This window comes from Chroogloeocystis siderophila 5.2 s.c.1 (assembly GCF_001904655.1).
Taxonomy (GTDB): Bacteria; Cyanobacteriota; Cyanobacteriia; order Cyanobacteriales; family Chroococcidiopsidaceae; genus Chroogloeocystis; species Chroogloeocystis siderophila.
In genome coordinates this window covers 89727-106804 of the sequence record NZ_MRCC01000014.1, presented here as the reverse complement: position 1 = coordinate 106804, position 17078 = coordinate 89727, and the positions used below count along the sequence as shown (strand labels likewise).

At 43.3% G+C, this 17078-nt stretch carries 18 protein-coding genes; 7 read left to right on the top strand and 11 right to left on the bottom strand.

Going from position 1 to position 17078, the window contains the following annotated elements; genetic code table 11:
• Nucleotides 1-88 precede the first annotated feature (88 nt).
• A complete protein-coding gene (locus NIES1031_RS17005; protein WP_084544385.1) occupies nucleotides 89-1114 on the bottom strand; it encodes an NAD(P)-dependent alcohol dehydrogenase in 1026 nt (341 codons plus the stop codon).
• A gap of 120 nt (nucleotides 1115-1234) precedes the next feature.
• Between NIES1031_RS17005 and NIES1031_RS17000 the strand changes: the two genes are divergently transcribed.
• Nucleotides 1235-1900: a TetR/AcrR family transcriptional regulator gene (locus NIES1031_RS17000; protein ID WP_178378164.1), complete on the top strand. Its 666-nt coding sequence runs from the start codon at nucleotides 1235-1237 to the stop codon at nucleotides 1898-1900.
• A 7-nt stretch (nucleotides 1901-1907) separates the two neighbouring features.
• On the opposite strand, the gene NIES1031_RS16995 is transcribed toward NIES1031_RS17000, so the two are convergent.
• The 6 genes from NIES1031_RS16995 to NIES1031_RS16970 all read right to left on the bottom strand — a co-directional run bounded on the left by NIES1031_RS16995 (nucleotide 1908) and on the right by NIES1031_RS16970 (nucleotide 7465).
• Complete coding sequence (locus NIES1031_RS16995) at nucleotides 1908-2723, bottom strand: MBL fold metallo-hydrolase (RefSeq protein WP_073550695.1); 816 nt, start codon at nucleotides 2721-2723, stop codon at nucleotides 1908-1910.
• A 92-nt stretch (nucleotides 2724-2815) separates the two neighbouring features.
• Nucleotides 2816-4513, bottom strand: coding sequence for an iron uptake porin (locus NIES1031_RS16990; protein ID WP_073550694.1), 1698 nt, complete (start codon nucleotides 4511-4513; stop codon nucleotides 2816-2818).
• Nucleotides 4514-4619: 106 nt separating this feature from the next.
• Complete coding sequence (locus NIES1031_RS16985) at nucleotides 4620-4829, bottom strand: hypothetical protein (protein ID WP_073550693.1); 210 nt, start codon at nucleotides 4827-4829, stop codon at nucleotides 4620-4622.
• Nucleotides 4830-5024: 195 nt separating this feature from the next.
• Nucleotides 5025-5489: a DUF4304 domain-containing protein gene (locus NIES1031_RS16980; protein WP_073550692.1), complete on the bottom strand. Its 465-nt coding sequence runs from the start codon at nucleotides 5487-5489 to the stop codon at nucleotides 5025-5027.
• Nucleotides 5490-6251, bottom strand: coding sequence for an ABC transporter ATP-binding protein (locus tag NIES1031_RS16975; protein WP_073550691.1), 762 nt, complete (start codon nucleotides 6249-6251; stop codon nucleotides 5490-5492).
• A 44-nt stretch (nucleotides 6252-6295) separates the two neighbouring features.
• The gene (locus tag NIES1031_RS16970) at nucleotides 6296-7465 is read right to left on the bottom strand and encodes a branched-chain amino acid ABC transporter permease (protein WP_073550690.1); all 1170 of its coding nucleotides are present in this window, start codon (nucleotides 7463-7465) and stop codon (nucleotides 6296-6298) included.
• A 271-nt stretch (nucleotides 7466-7736) separates the two neighbouring features.
• Between NIES1031_RS16970 and NIES1031_RS16965 the strand changes: the two genes are divergently transcribed.
• The 3 genes from NIES1031_RS16965 (at nucleotide 7737) to sfsA (ending at nucleotide 10686) form a co-directional block, all read left to right on the top strand.
• Nucleotides 7737-9323 carry a glucose-6-phosphate isomerase gene (locus NIES1031_RS16965; RefSeq protein WP_073550689.1) on the top strand — a complete coding sequence of 529 codons (1587 nt, stop codon included), beginning with the start codon at nucleotides 7737-7739 and terminating at the stop codon, nucleotides 9321-9323.
• 147 nt (nucleotides 9324-9470) lie between these two features.
• Nucleotides 9471-9917, top strand: coding sequence for a cupin domain-containing protein (locus tag NIES1031_RS16960; protein WP_073550750.1), 447 nt, complete (start codon nucleotides 9471-9473; stop codon nucleotides 9915-9917).
• A gap of 61 nt (nucleotides 9918-9978) precedes the next feature.
• The gene (gene sfsA / locus NIES1031_RS16955) at nucleotides 9979-10686 is read left to right on the top strand and encodes a DNA/RNA nuclease SfsA (protein ID WP_073550688.1); all 708 of its coding nucleotides are present in this window, start codon (nucleotides 9979-9981) and stop codon (nucleotides 10684-10686) included.
• Nucleotides 10687-10737: 51 nt separating this feature from the next.
• Here the strand turns inward: sfsA and NIES1031_RS16950 are convergent, their stop codons facing one another.
• Nucleotides 10738-11892, bottom strand: coding sequence for a serine/threonine protein kinase (locus tag NIES1031_RS16950; protein WP_073550687.1), 1155 nt, complete (start codon nucleotides 11890-11892; stop codon nucleotides 10738-10740).
• Between the two features lie 116 nt (nucleotides 11893-12008).
• Between NIES1031_RS16950 and NIES1031_RS16945 the strand changes: the two genes are divergently transcribed.
• Together NIES1031_RS16945 and NIES1031_RS16940 are read left to right on the top strand one after the other, a co-directional pair.
• Nucleotides 12009-12503: a cupin domain-containing protein gene (locus tag NIES1031_RS16945; RefSeq protein WP_073550686.1), complete on the top strand. Its 495-nt coding sequence runs from the start codon at nucleotides 12009-12011 to the stop codon at nucleotides 12501-12503.
• A gap of 203 nt (nucleotides 12504-12706) precedes the next feature.
• Nucleotides 12707-13174, top strand: a complete 468-nt coding sequence (locus tag NIES1031_RS16940; protein WP_236738876.1) for a Uma2 family endonuclease — start codon at nucleotides 12707-12709, stop codon at nucleotides 13172-13174.
• A gap of 44 nt (nucleotides 13175-13218) precedes the next feature.
• Here the strand turns inward: NIES1031_RS16940 and NIES1031_RS25750 are convergent, their stop codons facing one another.
• The 3 genes from NIES1031_RS25750 to NIES1031_RS16925 are packed head-to-tail and all read right to left on the bottom strand — an operon-like array spanning nucleotide 13219 to nucleotide 13919.
• Nucleotides 13219-13374 carry a hypothetical protein gene (locus NIES1031_RS25750; RefSeq protein ID WP_236738875.1) on the bottom strand — a complete coding sequence of 52 codons (156 nt, stop codon included), beginning with the start codon at nucleotides 13372-13374 and terminating at the stop codon, nucleotides 13219-13221.
• Complete coding sequence (locus NIES1031_RS25745) at nucleotides 13364-13810, bottom strand: MHYT domain-containing protein (RefSeq protein ID WP_236738874.1); 447 nt, start codon at nucleotides 13808-13810, stop codon at nucleotides 13364-13366. The genes NIES1031_RS25750 and NIES1031_RS25745 overlap by 11 nt, the downstream gene beginning before the upstream one ends.
• Entirely contained in the window at nucleotides 13773-13919 is a 147-nt protein-coding gene (locus NIES1031_RS16925; RefSeq protein ID WP_084544384.1) for an MHYT domain-containing protein, read from the bottom strand. Before NIES1031_RS16925 ends, NIES1031_RS25745 begins: the two co-directional genes overlap by 38 nt.
• A 753-nt stretch (nucleotides 13920-14672) precedes the next feature.
• On the opposite strand from NIES1031_RS16925, the gene NIES1031_RS16920 reads away from it, so the two are divergent.
• On the top strand, nucleotides 14673-17078 hold the full coding sequence (locus NIES1031_RS16920; RefSeq protein WP_073550684.1) for a sucrose synthase: 2406 nt from the start codon (nucleotides 14673-14675) through the stop codon (nucleotides 17076-17078).

Sequence of the window (17078 nt, the reverse complement as noted above, 5' to 3'; positions counted from 1 at the left end):
AAGGCGCGTTAAGTGTACATATTATAACAAGTATAGGTAAGAGAGAATTTTGTTTTGTTATTATGAATACAAACTAATAGACTGCATATCAAATACCAATGGCAACTTTTCCCATCACTTGTCTCTGTTCAAGATGACGAATTGCGGCAGGGACTTCGCTCAAGTCGTAGTATCGATCGATAAAGGGGACGATCTTGCCTGCTACCATCAACTCTCTCAAAGTAACGAGATCCTTTTGATTAGGTTTTGAAGCCAGACATTTTACCTTCCGGTGACTGGTTCTCGAAATCCAAGATCCAAGAAGCATTACTTGGAAAAATCGAGCAATAGATCCGCCAACCATGACGTAGGTTCCCCCAGGAGTCAATATTGGCAAATAGTCGAAAACTGAACGATACGCTGCTGCATCAAATATTAGGTCATAACGCTGCCCATGTTGGGTGACATCTGTTTGAGTGTAGTCAATCACGCAATCTGCGCCAAACGATCGCACCATATTCATTTTTTTTGTGCTGCATAAAGCAGTCACCTCAGCACCAAATGCCTTGGCAATTTGCACTGCGAAAGAACCCACACCGCCGGATGCACCAGCGATCAACACTTTCTGCCCTGACTGAATTTGACCCACATCTCGCAAACCCTGCAAAGCAGCAAGGGCTGCCCCAGGAACAGTTGCAGCTACTTCAAATGTTATAGCAACTGGTTTTAGCACCAAGGCAGTTTCTGTTGCACAAACGTACTCGGCAAATGCACCGAAACCACACTCAGACAAGTCTCCAAAGACTTCATCACCAGGCTTAAACTGCGTGACATCTTTACCAACCGTTTCAACTTGCCCTGCTACATCACAACCGATGATCTTGATTTTTGGCTTGAGGACTCCCCCAAATATGAAACGAATGAAGAATGGAGTCCCTCGCATGAGATGCCAGTCGCCAGCATTAACAGACGCAGCATGAACCCGCACCAGTACGCCATTGTCTGGCACAACCGGCTTGTCAACTTCTTGCAGACTCAACACCTCTGGTGAACCGTATTTGGTGAGGACGATCGCTTTCATTTTGTCATTTTTGTTGTCCCCTAGTACGGGGATGGGGGTATTCGATATTTTCATGACCTTCAATATTTTGACTTACACTGTAAGTTTAACTTACGCCGTAAGTTTGTCAAGATGAAAAGCAAACTCAAACCCTAGAATTTACTTGTTTTGTGCGTTAAGAATTGATCCGATTAAATGGCAAAAAAAAACTCTCATACACCTCCCCCAACCCCACTAAGTCGAGAAAAAATACTGTACGCGGCTATGCGCATAGCCGACGAGGAAGGCGTTGAATCACTCTCCATGCGGAAGCTAGCTCAGAAATTGGGCGTCAAGGCGATGTCACTGTATAATCATGTCACCAATAAGGACGATATCTTATGTGGCATTGTTGATATTGTAGTGAGCGAGATTGAAGTGCCTAGCCTTGAAACTGACTGGAAAACAGCAATGCGGCGACGGGCGATCTCGGCTCACGAGGTGCTGTTGCGTCATCCCTGGGCAACGATGGCGTTAATGTCACAGATGAATACAGGTTCAGCGATGTTGCGCTATGTAGATGCGACGTTAGGCTGTTTATGCAAAGCAGGCTTTTCGTTTGAGATGGCAGATCGGGCGTGGAATGCGATCGATAGCCATATTTATGGATTTACGCTTCAGGAACTGAACTTTCCCCTCGCAGCGACAGAGTATGCAGAGGTCGCGAAAAACTTCGTTGCATTCATCCCTGCGGATCAGTACCCTTACCTCAATCAGCTTACGCATCACGTCATTGAAGGTCGTTATGATGGTATTCATGATTTCGAGTTCGGACTCGAATTGATCCTCAATGGTCTCGATCAGTTTCGAGAAAAGATTTGACTAGTGTTTAGCCACCACTTCTATGCGTGTGTTGCTTAACGATTTCTTGAGTATTGAGACTAAAATTTTTTGCAGGGCAACCAGGTTGACGTTTGGCTGCAAGATAATCTGCAATGAGTTCTTGCATTCGTTGTTGTCCAAACATGTGATAGTGTCCAGGGTAAACGATTTCTACAGGTAAGTGCTGTAGGTATTCGTAAGATGCAATGTAAGCGGAAATATCGCTACCAGGAAGTTGATCGAGTAAGTCACCATCGTAAATGATATCGCCAGAAAAAAGTTCTTGGCTAAATGGGTCGTATAAGGCAATGCATCCAGGAGAGTGCCCAGGAAGATGTAAAATTTCAAAGGCGCGATCGCCTAAATCAATGACGTCGCCTTCTTGTAATAATTGAGTCGGTTCTGCGGCTTGAAAAGTATACTGTGTCGCGGTAAAACCTGGATAGGGTAATTGCGAAAAGTGTTCGTCAAGTATCCAACCTGATTCAGGATTGCACAAAGCTGCGTGACAATCTCCGTGGCGTAAAGCTTCAGCTTCAGCGGTGTGAATCGCAATCTCGTCAAATTCATGAATTCCACCCGCGTGATCGAAATGAACGTGAGAAGCGATCGCCAGTAGCGGTTTATCGATTAAACTTGCGATGTATTGTCGCAAGCTAGCAACACCTAAACCTGTATCAATGAGTAAATCTTGCTTTTGTCCTTTGATTAACCAGATATTCGCCCGATTCCATTCCCAGTAGTGAATTTCGTTGATGCAGTAGAGGAGATCGCTAATTTTGTGAGTTGCAAACCAACTATCACATACTGATTTATTGTTCACAGGATTGAGTTACTAAGTGAGTCAACGTGGGCAGGCAAGATACCTACCCCACATTTTATATTTAGTTAACTAGGATCGGCGATCAGTTTTCATTAGAATACAAACGAAGTTCTAATCACGCCAATCACAACATCAGGATTACGCGCGTCGTGGTTTGGTGCAGTTAACCAAAAGATACCAGGCGTAATTGAGATATTATCGGTTAACTGATAGCGATAGAAAGCTTCGAGATGTAAACCTGTATCGCGATCGCTTCTTTGCCCGTCGGGTAAACCAATTGCTGCGGCTAAAATAGCATTACTTGTTCCTGTGAGGCGTGGTTGCATACCGACAACAATACCACCAGCGTTTCCTTCGCGGAATAAGTCAGGAAAATATAACGTTACGGCATAATTCCAGATATCTGCATCGCCTTTAATTTCACCCACAGCCCGCGCCGCAGTATAACCTACCCAACCACCGATTTCAAATCCTTCAAAAACGCGGAAATTAACTTGTGCGCCGTAGACATTTGCAACAATTGGATTATTCAAATTATTTTCAGGGTTGTTGACATCGTTGACAACAATCACTTTTGCGGGATTACTACCTGCAAGCGTATCAACGCCAAAATTACTAGAGTAACCATTGAGATAAAATAAACCTAATCTAGCGCGATCGCTATTGTAAACTAACTGGGTAAACGCACTGTAATCGCCGTTAAATAAGCCTGAATCTGGGTTATTGGCGTTAGTTCCTCCTAAATAGCCAAAGTCTAAGCTGAGTTCTGGTGTGACTAAAAAGTTTGCCCCAATACCAGCTTGGTTACCGATGGGAATATACATCGGATTAAGTTGTCCGAAGTTAGATACCGCACCTGTTGCCGTAACAGAAAATGGACTAATTGGATCGGTAATGGATGTCGGATCGGTTCCATTTGCTTCTAAGTAAATGCGCAAGCGATCGCTTACAGGAAACTGATACTGCAACGTAGTTAAGATAACTTCACCACTCTGGGCAATACTACTAGGTGCTACACGTGTTTCACCTGTGTTACCAAATCCAAATAGTTCTGGTGGATCTGTAACGTCTTGTCCCTCACGAGTTCCTTGACTACCGCCAAACGTTCCGCCTGAATCGAATAATCTTAAATTTGTTGCTTGTAAGCGAGTTCGCAAGCGATCTTGTCCAGTGAAACTTGTATCAAAATTCAGGCGAACGCGATAACCGAGTGTTGTATTATTAATATCGCTCGCAGTTTCACCAAAGGCATCACCAAGATACGTGATAGCTTCCCCTACAAGTTTTGTTGTGGTAGAAAACTGATTTGCTTCAAGTTCGGCGGTTTGCGCTTCTAAAGCATCGACTCTTCCACGCAAGCTTGCAAGTTCAGCTGTAAATTCTTCTTGTAATCTTTGGAGAGTAGCTAAATCTTCCCGACTTAGTTGATCGCTTGTTGCTGCGGCGATCAATTCGTTAACGCGATTCAAACACGCATTCAACCCCGCCGCAAATTCATAACGCGTTAATGCGCGATTACCGCGATAAGTTCCATCAGGATATCCTGTAATGCAACCATAACGCTCAACCAACGATTGCAACGCTTGAAACGCCCAATCTGTCGGCTGTACGTCAGAAAGTTGGGAAACCGACGTGACTTGCGCCATTTCTGGCGTTGATGCAGATTTAGACTGAGTTAAAAGGTTATCTGGGTTTGCTTCTGAAGCACTTGCAACGCTTGTGAATTGATACAGCAAAAAATGCAGTACAAATAGGCTATTATTCGCCATTCGGCGTAATACTTTTGACACAAACTCTCCTCACACAATTCAACTTTGTATATAGCACGCTCTTTGACAGATTTTCAAAGATATACACTACAAATAGCCACGATTTGTATGTATTTATACTAATTTATTAAGAATTATCAAGACGTGAATTAATCGGTACATCTTGAGAGACTTTCCAATATTGATCCCAGCGAGGACCATGACCAGGGTAAGTTGTTTTGGAAAAAACAAAACCTGAGTTTGTAAAAGTATCTTTTTCAAGGATAACGTTGCGGTTTAATTCTAATTCTATTTCTAAATCGCAGGTATCAATAACCCCTCCACCAAACTCACACACGCGCTTTAAATATTCTCGTTTTCGACTCTCCTCCCACGCTACATACGCTACGACTTTATCTTGATAACCAAGGTATTTGGCGAAGTCTCTTGCAGCGTGGTTACCATTCTTCCTGTTTCATCAATGTCTTCAACTAAAAAATCAGGTGCGAGAAAGTCAATGCAACTAAAAGCATATTCTAAATCGAAGTAAGCATTAAACCACTGAATTCCTTGAGTTAAAAAAAGCTATTTTAATATCGTGAATCACGTCTTCTAAATTACTACCGTCAGGTTCTATCCACCAAATATCGTTTCTATTAGCTTCAGCAGAAGAACGCAGAGATTTTGTATATTTAGATTGGTCTAGTTCAGCTAAAACTAAATGATTTCTAATATGACACATCCATTCTTTAGGAATAAGTTTACCATCTTTATCAGTATCAACGAGTAATCTTCCTGGAATATCTGGAGAAATAAACTTATAGTAAATTCCTAACCAAACACTCACTGACACAGAAGGAAAAGAATGCGGTTTTACTGCCCGAATATTTAAAACCCAAATACAAGGATCGCGGTCAGCCCAATTATTTCTCGTCTTGACTTTATCGAAGCCATTACCTCGCAGTACAGGAGATAAAATTTTTCTGATGATTTTGTTGACTTCTGGCGAACCGATCATCTATTGACCTAAATACGCTGCTAAAACTTGTGGATTACTTTGAATTTCACTCGGAGTACCAACTGCAAGATTACGACCTTCAGCAAGTACCCAAACGCGATCGCACAAAGACATAATCACATCCATATTGTGTTCTATAATCAAAAACGTCATTCCTTCACGGTTCCAAGTTTGGATGCGATCGCAGATTTGATTGATCAATGTAGGATTTACCCCCGCCGCAGGTTCATCTAATAAAATTAACTTCGGTTGTGTCATCAACGCCCGCGCCATTTCCAGTAACTTGCGCTGTCCCCCTGATAGCGCCCCTGCATACTCATACGCCATATGCGCTAACCCAACCGATTCTAAAAGCAACATTGCACGCTGTTGCAGGTGACGTTCTTGTTTCTTAATCAGGTATGGTCGGAACTGCACTTGCCAAAAGTTCTCTCCAAGTTGATTTTGCGCTGCTAGCAGCATATTTTCCATCACCGATAGCCGCGAAAGCGTTCGGGCTACCTGAAACGTCCGCACCATTCCTTGTTGCGCAATTGTGTGCGATTGTAACTCTTGAATCGGTTTGCCATCAAAAATTACGCGACCTTTATCTGGGCGAATAAAGTTTGATAACAAGTTAAACAATGTTGTTTTCCCTGCACCATTGGGACCAATTAAACCTGTAATACTACCTGGTGCTACAGTAATTTCGGCATTGTCAACGGCTTTAATTCCACCAAAACTTTTAACTAAACCACTCGCTGCTAATAAGGGTGTATCCATTGTGTATGAGTAATTCCTTTTTCAAGCTACTAACTACTAGCTACTCATTTTCCCAGCGTTAATTCCTCCTTCTTACCTAAAATCCCTTGTGGACGCCACAGCATCAGTAACATCAAAATTAAACCAATCACCATAATCCGAAATGCACCTAATCGCGCTTCATCCAGCGGGAAAATTGCAGGTAAAGCAAAGCGCGTAATCGCGTCATACGCCCAGTAAACCACCGCACCGAGTAACGTGCCAACATTATTTCCTGCACCACCTAAAATCACCATCGTCCAAGCATCAAACGTAATTTGTGGTTGGAAATTATCAGGGTAAATCGTTGTCAATTGCCATGCTAATAATGCGCCCGAAACTCCGGCGATCGCACCTCCCAACATCAACGCTTGCAACTTGTACCAAAACACGTTTTTTCCCAACGCCGTCGCGACATCTTCATCTTCCCGAATCGCTTTGAGGACTCTTCCCCAAGGCGATCGCACCAATACTTCTAGCCGCCAAAACACCAACGCTAAAACCAAAACTGAAATTAGCATCAACCCTGCATTGGCATAACTCGTGTAATTATAGAGCGCGATCGCACCTGCGAAAAACAACACTAAAATCAATCCCGCTGCCAAAACCCCCAACATCAACCGTGATAAAAAATTTCGTACGGGCAAGGCATTGCCTTGCCCCTGCAATTTCTGCAATTTCTGCTGCGCCTTTCCCACCACCCACTTCCACAAACGCCAATAACACACTCCAACAACCAACGTCAGCAATGCAATCATACCCAAACGTGTCAGCAACGTTGGGTCAAAACTTACAAGTGGTAGAGGATAGCCTTGTACGCCAAACGAACCTGGTGTAAACCCATTTCCTGTTGGTAAATCTTGATTATTAACAACTAATCGTAGTAATTCAGAGACACCAATCGTGACAATTGCTAGATAATCTTGCCGTAAACGTAGTGTCGATAAACCAATAATCAATCCTAACAATGCAGCGGCGCCCGCTCCAACAAGTGCAGCGATAATCAGAGGAACGCCGTGCAAGGTTAGCAAAACCGTTGTATAAGCGCCTATGGTCATAAAGGCGACATGACCAAAGTTAATTAGCCCAGTAAATCCCCACTGCAAATTTAAGCCTAAACTAAATAAAGCAAAAACAGCAGTTGAGATGATAAGAAAAATTAGATAACCAACCCAACCTGATAAATTCTGGATCATAGACGTTAGTGTTCGTTGCAGCGTATTGATGTTAAAATGAGTCAGGGATCAGAAATCAGATTGATGCTTAATAAGCCTTCAGCAGCATTCCTCCCGCTACGGTTCAAGTTCTTCCCCCTGACCCCTGATATCCGACCTCTGACCTCTTTAAAAAAGAATTCTACAGCACATCGCTGATCGCACAGAACAATCCCACTGTAGAGGGCTGAACGTTTATCGTGGAACACTTAAATTAAACTGGTGTGATGATACGAGTAAGTAGAGATTGACTATGGATGCTGCAACACTGTGGCAACGTTACCAAGACTGGCTTTATTACCACGAAGGTTTAGAATTCTATTTAGACGTCAGTCGCATGAGATTTGATGATGCGTTTGTCGCGCAATTGCAACCGAAGTTTGAAAAAGCGTTTCAAGATATGGCAGCTTTAGAAGGAGGCGCGATCGCTAATCCTGACGAAGATCGCATGGTAGGTCATTACTGGTTGCGCAATCCGGATCTTGCCCCAACGCCAGAAATCAAACACGATATTACGCAAACGATTGAACAAATCGAAACTTTTACCCGCAAAATTCATAGTGGTGCGATTCATCCGCCACAAGCCCCGCGCTTTACCGATATTCTCTCAATTGGGATTGGTGGTTCGGCGTTGGGACCGCAATTTGTCGCCGAAGCCCTCTCCCCAGATTTTCCCCCACTGGGAATTCATTTTATTGACAACACTGATCCAGCGGGAATTGACCGCGTTTTGACACGCCTGCGCAATCGCCTAGCAAGCACGTTAGTCATTGTGATTTCTAAATCAGGTGAAACCCCAGAACCACGCAACGGAATGCTCGAAGTCAAAAGAACTTATGCAGGGCAGAATTTAGATTTTTCTCACTATGCGATCGCCATTACCACTCCTGATAGCAAATTAGATCAACTTGCGCAATCGGAAAGATGGTTAGCAACCTTTCCCATGTTCGATTGGGTAGGCGGACGTACCTCAGAAATGTCTGCTGTCGGGTTGCTACCTGCGGCTTTACAGGGAATTAATATCCAAGCGATGCTAGCTGGCGCCAAAGAAATGGATGATGCAACGCGCGTACCCGATATTAAAAACAATCCAGCGGCTTTACTTGCATTGAGTTGGTACTACGCTGGTAACGGGCGCGGCGAAAAAGACATGGTGCTTCTACCTTACAAAGACAGCTTACTATTATTCAGCCGCTACTTGCAACAGCTGGTGATGGAATCACTCGGTAAGGAAAAAGACTTGGATGGTAATGTTGTCAATCAAGGAATTGCGGTATATGGCAACAAAGGATCGACCGATCAACACGCCTATGTGCAACAGTTACGCGAAGGTGTGCCGAATTTCTTTGCCACTTTTATAGAAGTATTAGAAGACCGCCAAGGATCTTCACCTGAATTAGAACCAGGAACGACATCCGGTGATTATCTATCAGGATTCCTGCAAGGAACGCGCCAAGCCTTATACGATAACCACCGCGATTCGATTACCGCCACAATTCCACAAGTTAATCCACGCACTGTAGGCGCCCTGATTGCACTTTACGAGCGCGCTGTTGGTTTGTATGGTTCTCTAATTAATGTCAATGCTTACCATCAACCAGGCGTTGAGGCTGGGAAAAAAGCTGCTGCTGCGGTTTTAGGTTTACAAAAACGTGTCTTACAAATTCTCGAAGATGAAAGCCGTTCGATTTCCCTCGCTGAACTCGCAGAAAAAGCCCAAGCAACTGACCAAGTTGAGACAATTTACAAAATTCTGCGTCACCTTTATGCAAATAAACGCGGTGTCATTCTCAACGGTAATTTTGGCGATCCCAGAAGTTTGACTGTGTCGATCAATTAGTAATTTCTTCTGTTAGCAATTAGCAATGAGCTTTTTGCTAACACTATTTCCATATCATATTTTGGGTATTTTTGTTCATTTGTAACAACTTTTTATAAAAAGGTGGCTTAGACTAGAAGCTAGGTCTTGAAATCTATGGGTGCTGGTATGAGTTCGGTCAGGAGTGTAGAGATTCGTCCGCTATCAGCAATAAAGGGGGGTATGACTGAGTTTTATACCCCTCAATCAAGTCACGAGACAATGCTGGTACAGATTCCACCAAACACAATTGACGATCTTTTTGTTCATAAAACACAAACAGACCAACTATTGGTAGTCAAAGGAAGTTTTGTGTTAGTGGTGTTGGTGAATCGCCGTTATCAATATATACCCTTGAGCGATCGCAAACCTACAGTAGTAAAAATTCCCCCAGGAGTGTTGCATGGAGCAATTAATTTATCTCCAGAACCATGTGTATTAGTCAATGCGGTATTACGCCATCGCGCAACGAGCGAAAAAGACTATAAACCACACAAACCACCATGTCCGTATAATATTGATGCGGCAATGGCCGTTTTGGCAATGGATGCACAAGCAAATCGGGCGATCGCCTAGGAATACAGGAAATTGATTGAACCAACGCTGTTACAGTAGTAACATTGCTTTTGCTTGATTGATGATTCTTTACCACTACCCAACGTTGTATCCTGGTGTTCTTCTCAAACGCTATAAGCGGTTTTTTGCAGATGTGCAGTTGGCGTCTGGGGAAGTTGTGACAGCACATTGTCCGAATACTGGACCTATGACAGGAATTTGTCAACCTGATAGTGCTGTACAGGTGACTTATAGTGACAATCCAAAGCGATCGCTGAAGTACACCTGGGAAATGATTCTGGTGAATGACAATGAACCGACTTGGGTAGGTGTAAATACAAGTTTACCGAATCGCATTGTCAAGCTAGCGTTAGAAGAAAACTTGTTGCCTTTGGGAAGTTACAACAACATTCGTTTTGAAGTTCCCTATGGTACAGATAAAAAAAGTCGAGTAGATTTTGTTTTAGATGGCGATCGCACAACATACATCGAAGTCAAAAGCACAACTTGGGTTGACGGGCGTACCGCGTTATTTCCTGATACCGAAACAACACGCGGACAAAAACATTTACGCGAACTTACCGCATTAATACCAGCAAGCGATGCGGTGATGTTGTACTTTATCAATCGCGGTGATTGTACCACATTTGCACCTGGAGATAGTGCCGATCCAATTTATGGTCAATTATTGCGTGCAGCGATCGCATTGGGATTAAAAATACTACCATGTCGCTTCAAAATTACCCCCGCAGGTATTGAGTATTTAGGATTAGCTGAGTTGAAAATTTAAACTCGGCTCGTCCATCATCAAACAAACACCAGTAATTACCCATTACCATTTTTAAAAAAGAGTTGAAAGTAAAAACAATACTCCCAAGTGCCAAACGATAAGATTAATGGCAATTCCCACAGTAATTCCAGCGATCGCCCAGCGTTTTTGAGACTTTTGGAAGTGTTCAATACTTTCCCATCGGCGACTTTTCCACGCCCACTCGTTACCTTTAACACCAAGCGCGATCGCCATCCAAAATCCCATGATGGGAACCCAGGATAATACCCCAATCCACACGCGATTCGCGACTAACCAAAATGGTGCAAGTAAAAAAGCGCCCCAGTTCCAACCTTGAATTTCTGCGGGTACGGCGATCGATGCATTAAATAAACCACCCTTACCAGAGTTATTTACCAAAGTTGCATCAAGCACGATTCCAGATTCTAAAGCAGCTAGCGCTTGACGTGCACAACCAAATCGCTTTTCTAATGCGGGTTCGGTCATTTTCTGCAACCAACTCACTAGACTCGGACTACAATTGACTAATTCTGCAAATTGCAATTGTAAGTTGTGTTGCGGCAAGTCTGCGGGTAGGATGCCAGTGAGTAAATGAATTAAAGTTGCACCCAAAGCATACAAATCCGATGCTGCAACAGCTTTACCGCCAAATTGTTCTAATGGTGTATAACCATAAGTTCCGACTACTGTAAATGTTGCGCCTGGCGATACAGTTTGATCTTGAACTCCACCAAAATCAACTAAATAAACTTTATCGTTATCACCCCAAATTAAATTACTCGGTTTGATGTCACGATGGATGACTGGCGGATGTAAATCGTGGAGGTATACAAGGATATCTAATACCTGTTTCGCAATTTGGTGAATTTGTGCTTCACTCCAACATTGTTGTAACTGTTCAAGCGATCTACCAGGAATGTATTCTTGAACGAGAACATAATAAGCAGGCTGCGCTTCTAGCCAAAATTCGTCTTGATAGAGTGGAATTTGTGGATAATTTAACTGCTTGAGTACCTGGGCTTGACGTTCAAATAGTTTTAACTCCTCCCACCCTGTAGCATTAGTAAAAGTTAGTAGTTTAATCACTACAAACGTTGTTGGTTGTGTCGCCAGATCGACTGCTAGCCAAGTTTGCTTGAGTAGCGAATCTTTGAGTTTTTCTTGCAGTTGATAGCGCCCTTGTAAAATTTGTCCGCAATGCAGCATGAAATCACAATTCCTCAAAACCCCCTTCTCTAATGTAGTCACAGTTACGCTCAGCTTATTTGTGCCAAGATTGTGAGTAGCTTAAATCATTGAATCAAATTATGAGAAGAGTCATTATGGAGCAGCAACCACCTTCTTTACTCAAAGCATCAGAGATTCACTCGATGGATGAGATTGAATTTCACCACCCACTCAACCCAAATTCAGAACTTTATATGCGGACACTCAGTCGTATAGTTGGACTTGAGCGTATTGCAGTGACGATCGCGCGCGTCCCACCAGGTAAGGAATCATTTATTTATCATTTGCATCATCACGAGGAAGAATGGATTTATATCCTCGCGGGGAAAGCTATTGCAGAAATTGGTGATAGTGAATACGAAGTCGCAGCAGGTGACTTTATGGGCTTTGGGTTACCGCAACAACCACACCATCTCCGCAATCCTTTTAGTGAAGATCTTGTTTATCTCATGGGTGGTGAAAAAAAAGATTGTGATATCGGTATTTTTCCTCGGTTGGGGAAACGTGCGATCCGCGATGGTGATTCAGCCTACGTTGTTGATGATTCGATGCTACAGGATTTTTGGAGTAGCAAAGTTAGTCGTGACTAAATACCAAATCTTTACCTGATACGCGATCAAAATCGCAATTCTCAAATCGTATGAATATCACCACAGTAAAAAAATTGAGTTTCATCGAATTTCTTGAACAGTACCCAGACGGTAAAGGTATCTTTGAACTGGTGGATGGAGAAATTGTTCAGGTGGAACCGACGAGGGCGCACAAAAATGTAGCATGATACCTCGTTAAAAGCATGGATCGAGAAATTGAGCGATTAAAACTCGATTACATTTTTGATAAAGATATCATAATCCGAACTGTTACAGCATCTGGGAAGGAACAAGGAAGAAACCCTGATGTTGGGGTTGTTTCTAGTACATTATGGAACAGTAATGTATCGACTTACGGTGCGGTGACGGAACCGAGTCAACTTGCGGTAGAAGTTATTTCTACAAATTGGGAAGATGATTATGTTGATAAGTATGATGAGTATCAGCGGTTAGGAATTTTTGAATACTGGATTGTTGATTATTTAGCGATCGCTTCTCGCACAATCTTAGGTTCGCCGAAAGTACCTACTGTTTTTATTCACCAGTTAATCGATAATAAGTATCAAACACAAGCTTTTAAAGGTGCAGATAGAATTATCTCGCCAACTTTTCCAGAGATAAACCTGACTGTAGAACAAATTGTTGCAGCTAGCCGGTTTTCAAAGCTTTAATAAGCTGCTACCAATGTGGGAGTAAAGCTTCAAAGCTAGCTATTCTACCGCTGTTGAGCGATACAATCGGTTGATAGTAAAGTTGAAACTCTTGACGTTCGTTCTATGGCGCGGCGCAAATCATTTTCTAATTGCAAGCGTGCCATTGCTTGCACATGCATCTCAGTGTTAAAAATCTCGTAGCGCGCTTTAATTACCATGCGTTTTTGCGCGATACATAGCAATATCAGCATCGCGTAATAAATCGGAAGCGCGATCATAAAAAGTTTGTGCTGTTATTTGCGTATTGGGCTGGAAGTTAACAGCAATCATCGCAATGTAGTGCATTCCTAAAATTGCCGTTGCGAGGAGGAGAAATGTACTGCCGATTTTACGGATACTAGAAGCGATCGCCTGTATCGTCCAAGGGTGAAATTCTAACCATAAAGCACTACCCGAACACGCGACAGCCGTAGTAGCAGCAAGCATCATCAGTTGTGGACTGTACACTGGAACAGCAGCAACGCGCATCGACGCCATCGCAGTCAAGTGCAAACCAACAATTCCTAACCCCACAAACAATGCGCCTGCTGGTAAAGAGAACCATTGCAGAGGTTGCTTATTTATTGGTAATAATAAATAATCCAGTACCCGCACCCGTAATTGCGATCGCCATCGAGACAAAGACAATCGTCAAGTCATACACTGCTGGCATTGGTAACTGGTAAGCAAGCATCGCAATAAAGTGCATTGCCCAGATGCTCATAACTAAACAAACTGTACCGCCAATAAGCCATAATTTTTTTGCCCATCCTTGCGCCGAGGCAATTTGTCCTGCTAGATCTAAAGCAATTTAAGAACCAAAGAGCGCAATAACTACCGAAAGGGTAACTAAGCGAACATCATAAGTCGCTATTAGGGTGAGTGTTGTTGTCATTACCCTAGTCACCGGAATGCCTCAGATATGCGATCGTATCGCAGTTATGCTCGATGTGCTATGGCAAATCGGAAATGAGTGATAACACGCATCGCTGCTTGAGAGTTATAGCAGTTGGACGGTTATGTTTCAGTGTCGGCGATCGCTCATTTTTGGGCAGGGCAAAATATCGATTGGGTGTAAATCTTAGATGCCCTCCAACTTCCTTCGGGGCTACCTAGACAAAGTGTACCTACGCACACTTGAAAGTCAGAGTTTCAAAATTTGTTTAGCCGCGAATTTATTCACTAAGCTTATTTATAGAAAGAAATTAAGAATACCACACGAATCTACACCCTTAGTTTGTGGTATATCCTGCTTTCAAGGAGGCATAATTAGGTCACTTCCAGTCACGTCGCTATTTGATCAAGGGAGGTATGACAGTAGCTTTCAAATATAAAGAGGCAAAATTCAAGTTGACGCTCAACGTTGATGAAGATAATGCTTCTCAATTGAGAATTCATGTCATAGTCAAACTGCTTTGTGCAGATAAGTTTATGTCCTGACTCTGCGCTAGCGATGGGCAATTGCCAGGAGTCGATTATGGAAACGTTAATTCGGGCAGTTTTAGAGAGTGAAGAGAAAAAGGATTTTCAGCAGTTTATTGAGCAATTATCTGCGATTGATCGGGTATATCTGCTGAGAAATGAAATTCTCCATGCCTTTGCCAACTATTGCCAGGAACAAGAAAAACCCGTTTATTTCTTTCGCTCATCAGCCATTGGCGAACTCATCCATGCGATTCATGAGATGCTCTTAGAAGACGGCGCTATTTGGTTGATGCTACGCACGCGCATTGCTAGTCAAGAAAGTTGGTGGTTGAGTGCTGATTTATCACAGTTTAAACCTGTTTCGGTACGCGCGCTGCTTGATGTCCGCGATCGCTTTGTCCACAGCGAACATTCGCAAATTCTGAAAATTAACTTTCAACCATTTCATCGCGACACGCCCAGCATTGATGACCCGCGAAACATTGGTCAGGGGTTAACATTTCTCAATCATTATTTATGCGATCAACTATCGGCAAATCCTGACTATTGGGTACAAGCACTGTTTCGAGTTTTACAGCGCCAAGAATTTGATGGTATTCCGTTGTTGATTGGCGATCGCATTTCATCAAGAATGCAACTGCATGAGTCAGTGGCGCAAGCCTTGAAAAAAGTAAGTCAATATCCATCAGATACGCCTTATACTACGCTACACCCTGCTTTGCAGGAATTAGGTTTTGAACCAGGGTGGGGCAATACCGCCGGACGAGTTTACGAAACGCTTGAATTGCTTGAACGCCTCTTGACGACTCCATCGCCGGCTTTACTCGAAGCCTTTGTATCGCGGATTCCTGCCTTTTTGCGCGTTGTGCTGGTATCCATTCACGGTTGGGTAGGGCAAGAAGAAGTTCTGGGACGCGCTGAAACGATGGGGCAAGTTATTTATGTTCTAGAACAAGCACGACACCTAGAACAACAACTGCAAGCAGATGTTCAACAAGCAGGACTTGCATGGCTGGGTATTCAACCGCAGGTTACAATTTTGACGCGGCTCATTCCCAACTGCGAAGGAACTTATTGCAATCAACGCATTGAAAAACTCGAAGGTACAGAAAACGGTTGGATTTTGCGCGTCCCGTTTCGGGAGTTTAACCCGAATGTGACGCAAAACTGGATCTCGAAGTTTGAAATTTGGCCTTATCTCGAATCTTTCGCCCTTGATGCTGCACCGCAACTTGTCAGACATTTCGGCGGAAATCCCCATCTCGTCATTGGTCATTATAGCGATGGCAACTTGGTATCATTTCTCCTTGCGCGCCAATTCAATGCAATTCAATGCAATATTGCGCATTCGTTAGAAAAATCGAGATACTTGTTTAGCGATCTCTACTGGCAAGAATTTGAGCCACACTACCATTTCTCAGCGCAATTTACGGCAGATCTGATTAGTATGAACGCGGCAGATTTCGTTATTGCTTCGTCGTATCAAGAAATCGTGGGCACTCCAGATGCGATCGGTCAGTACGAATCTTACAAATGTTTTACAATGCCGCAGCTTTACCATGTGGTAGATGGTATCAATTTATTTAGCCCTCGATTCAATGTCGTTCCACCTGGTATCAATGAGTTGCGCTACTATCCCTACTTCCAAACCGAATCACGACATCAACGCGATCGCGTGCGCGATCTGCTGTTTCATCGCCAAGACGCTGCGATTTTTGGAACCTTAGACGACGCGGAAAAATGCCCGATTCTCGCCGTCGGTTCGATTAGTCAAACGAACAACCAAACAGGATTAATTGCCTGGTTTGGGCAGTCGCCAACACTGCGCAATCGCTGCAATTTGATTTTGATTACAAATAAACAGCACGTTACCGAAGCAAGTACTCCTGAAGAAGCACGAGAAATCGAAAAACTTCATGCGCTGATTGCGCAATATCAACTCGCAGGACAAATTCGCTGGATTGGGATGCAACTTCAGAGTGACGAGATGAGCGAAGTTTATCGCGTGATCGCAGACAAGCGTGGTATTTTTATCAACTTTGCGCGCTTTGAGGCATTTGGGCGCAGTGTTCTCGAAGCGATGCGATCAGGCTTACCTGTCTTTGCTACTGAATTTGGCGGTATTGCCGAAATTATTCAAGATGGCGATAACGGTTTTTACATCAACCCCACCAACTTTGATGACACCACCTGGAAAATTTTAAATTTTCTCAACCAATGCGATGCAAATCCCCAATTGTGGCAAACGATTTCTGATCGCGCGATTCAGCGCATTGATCGCCACTGCAATTGGCAAACTCATGTGAAACAATTACTGTTGTTTGCTAGAATATATGGTTTTTGGGATTATATTTCGCACAGCAGTCGAGAAGCGCTGCAATGCTATCTCGATGCTTTATTCCACTTGTTATATAAACCTAGAGCCGCGCAAATTTTAGACGAGCATAAGCAGCGATAA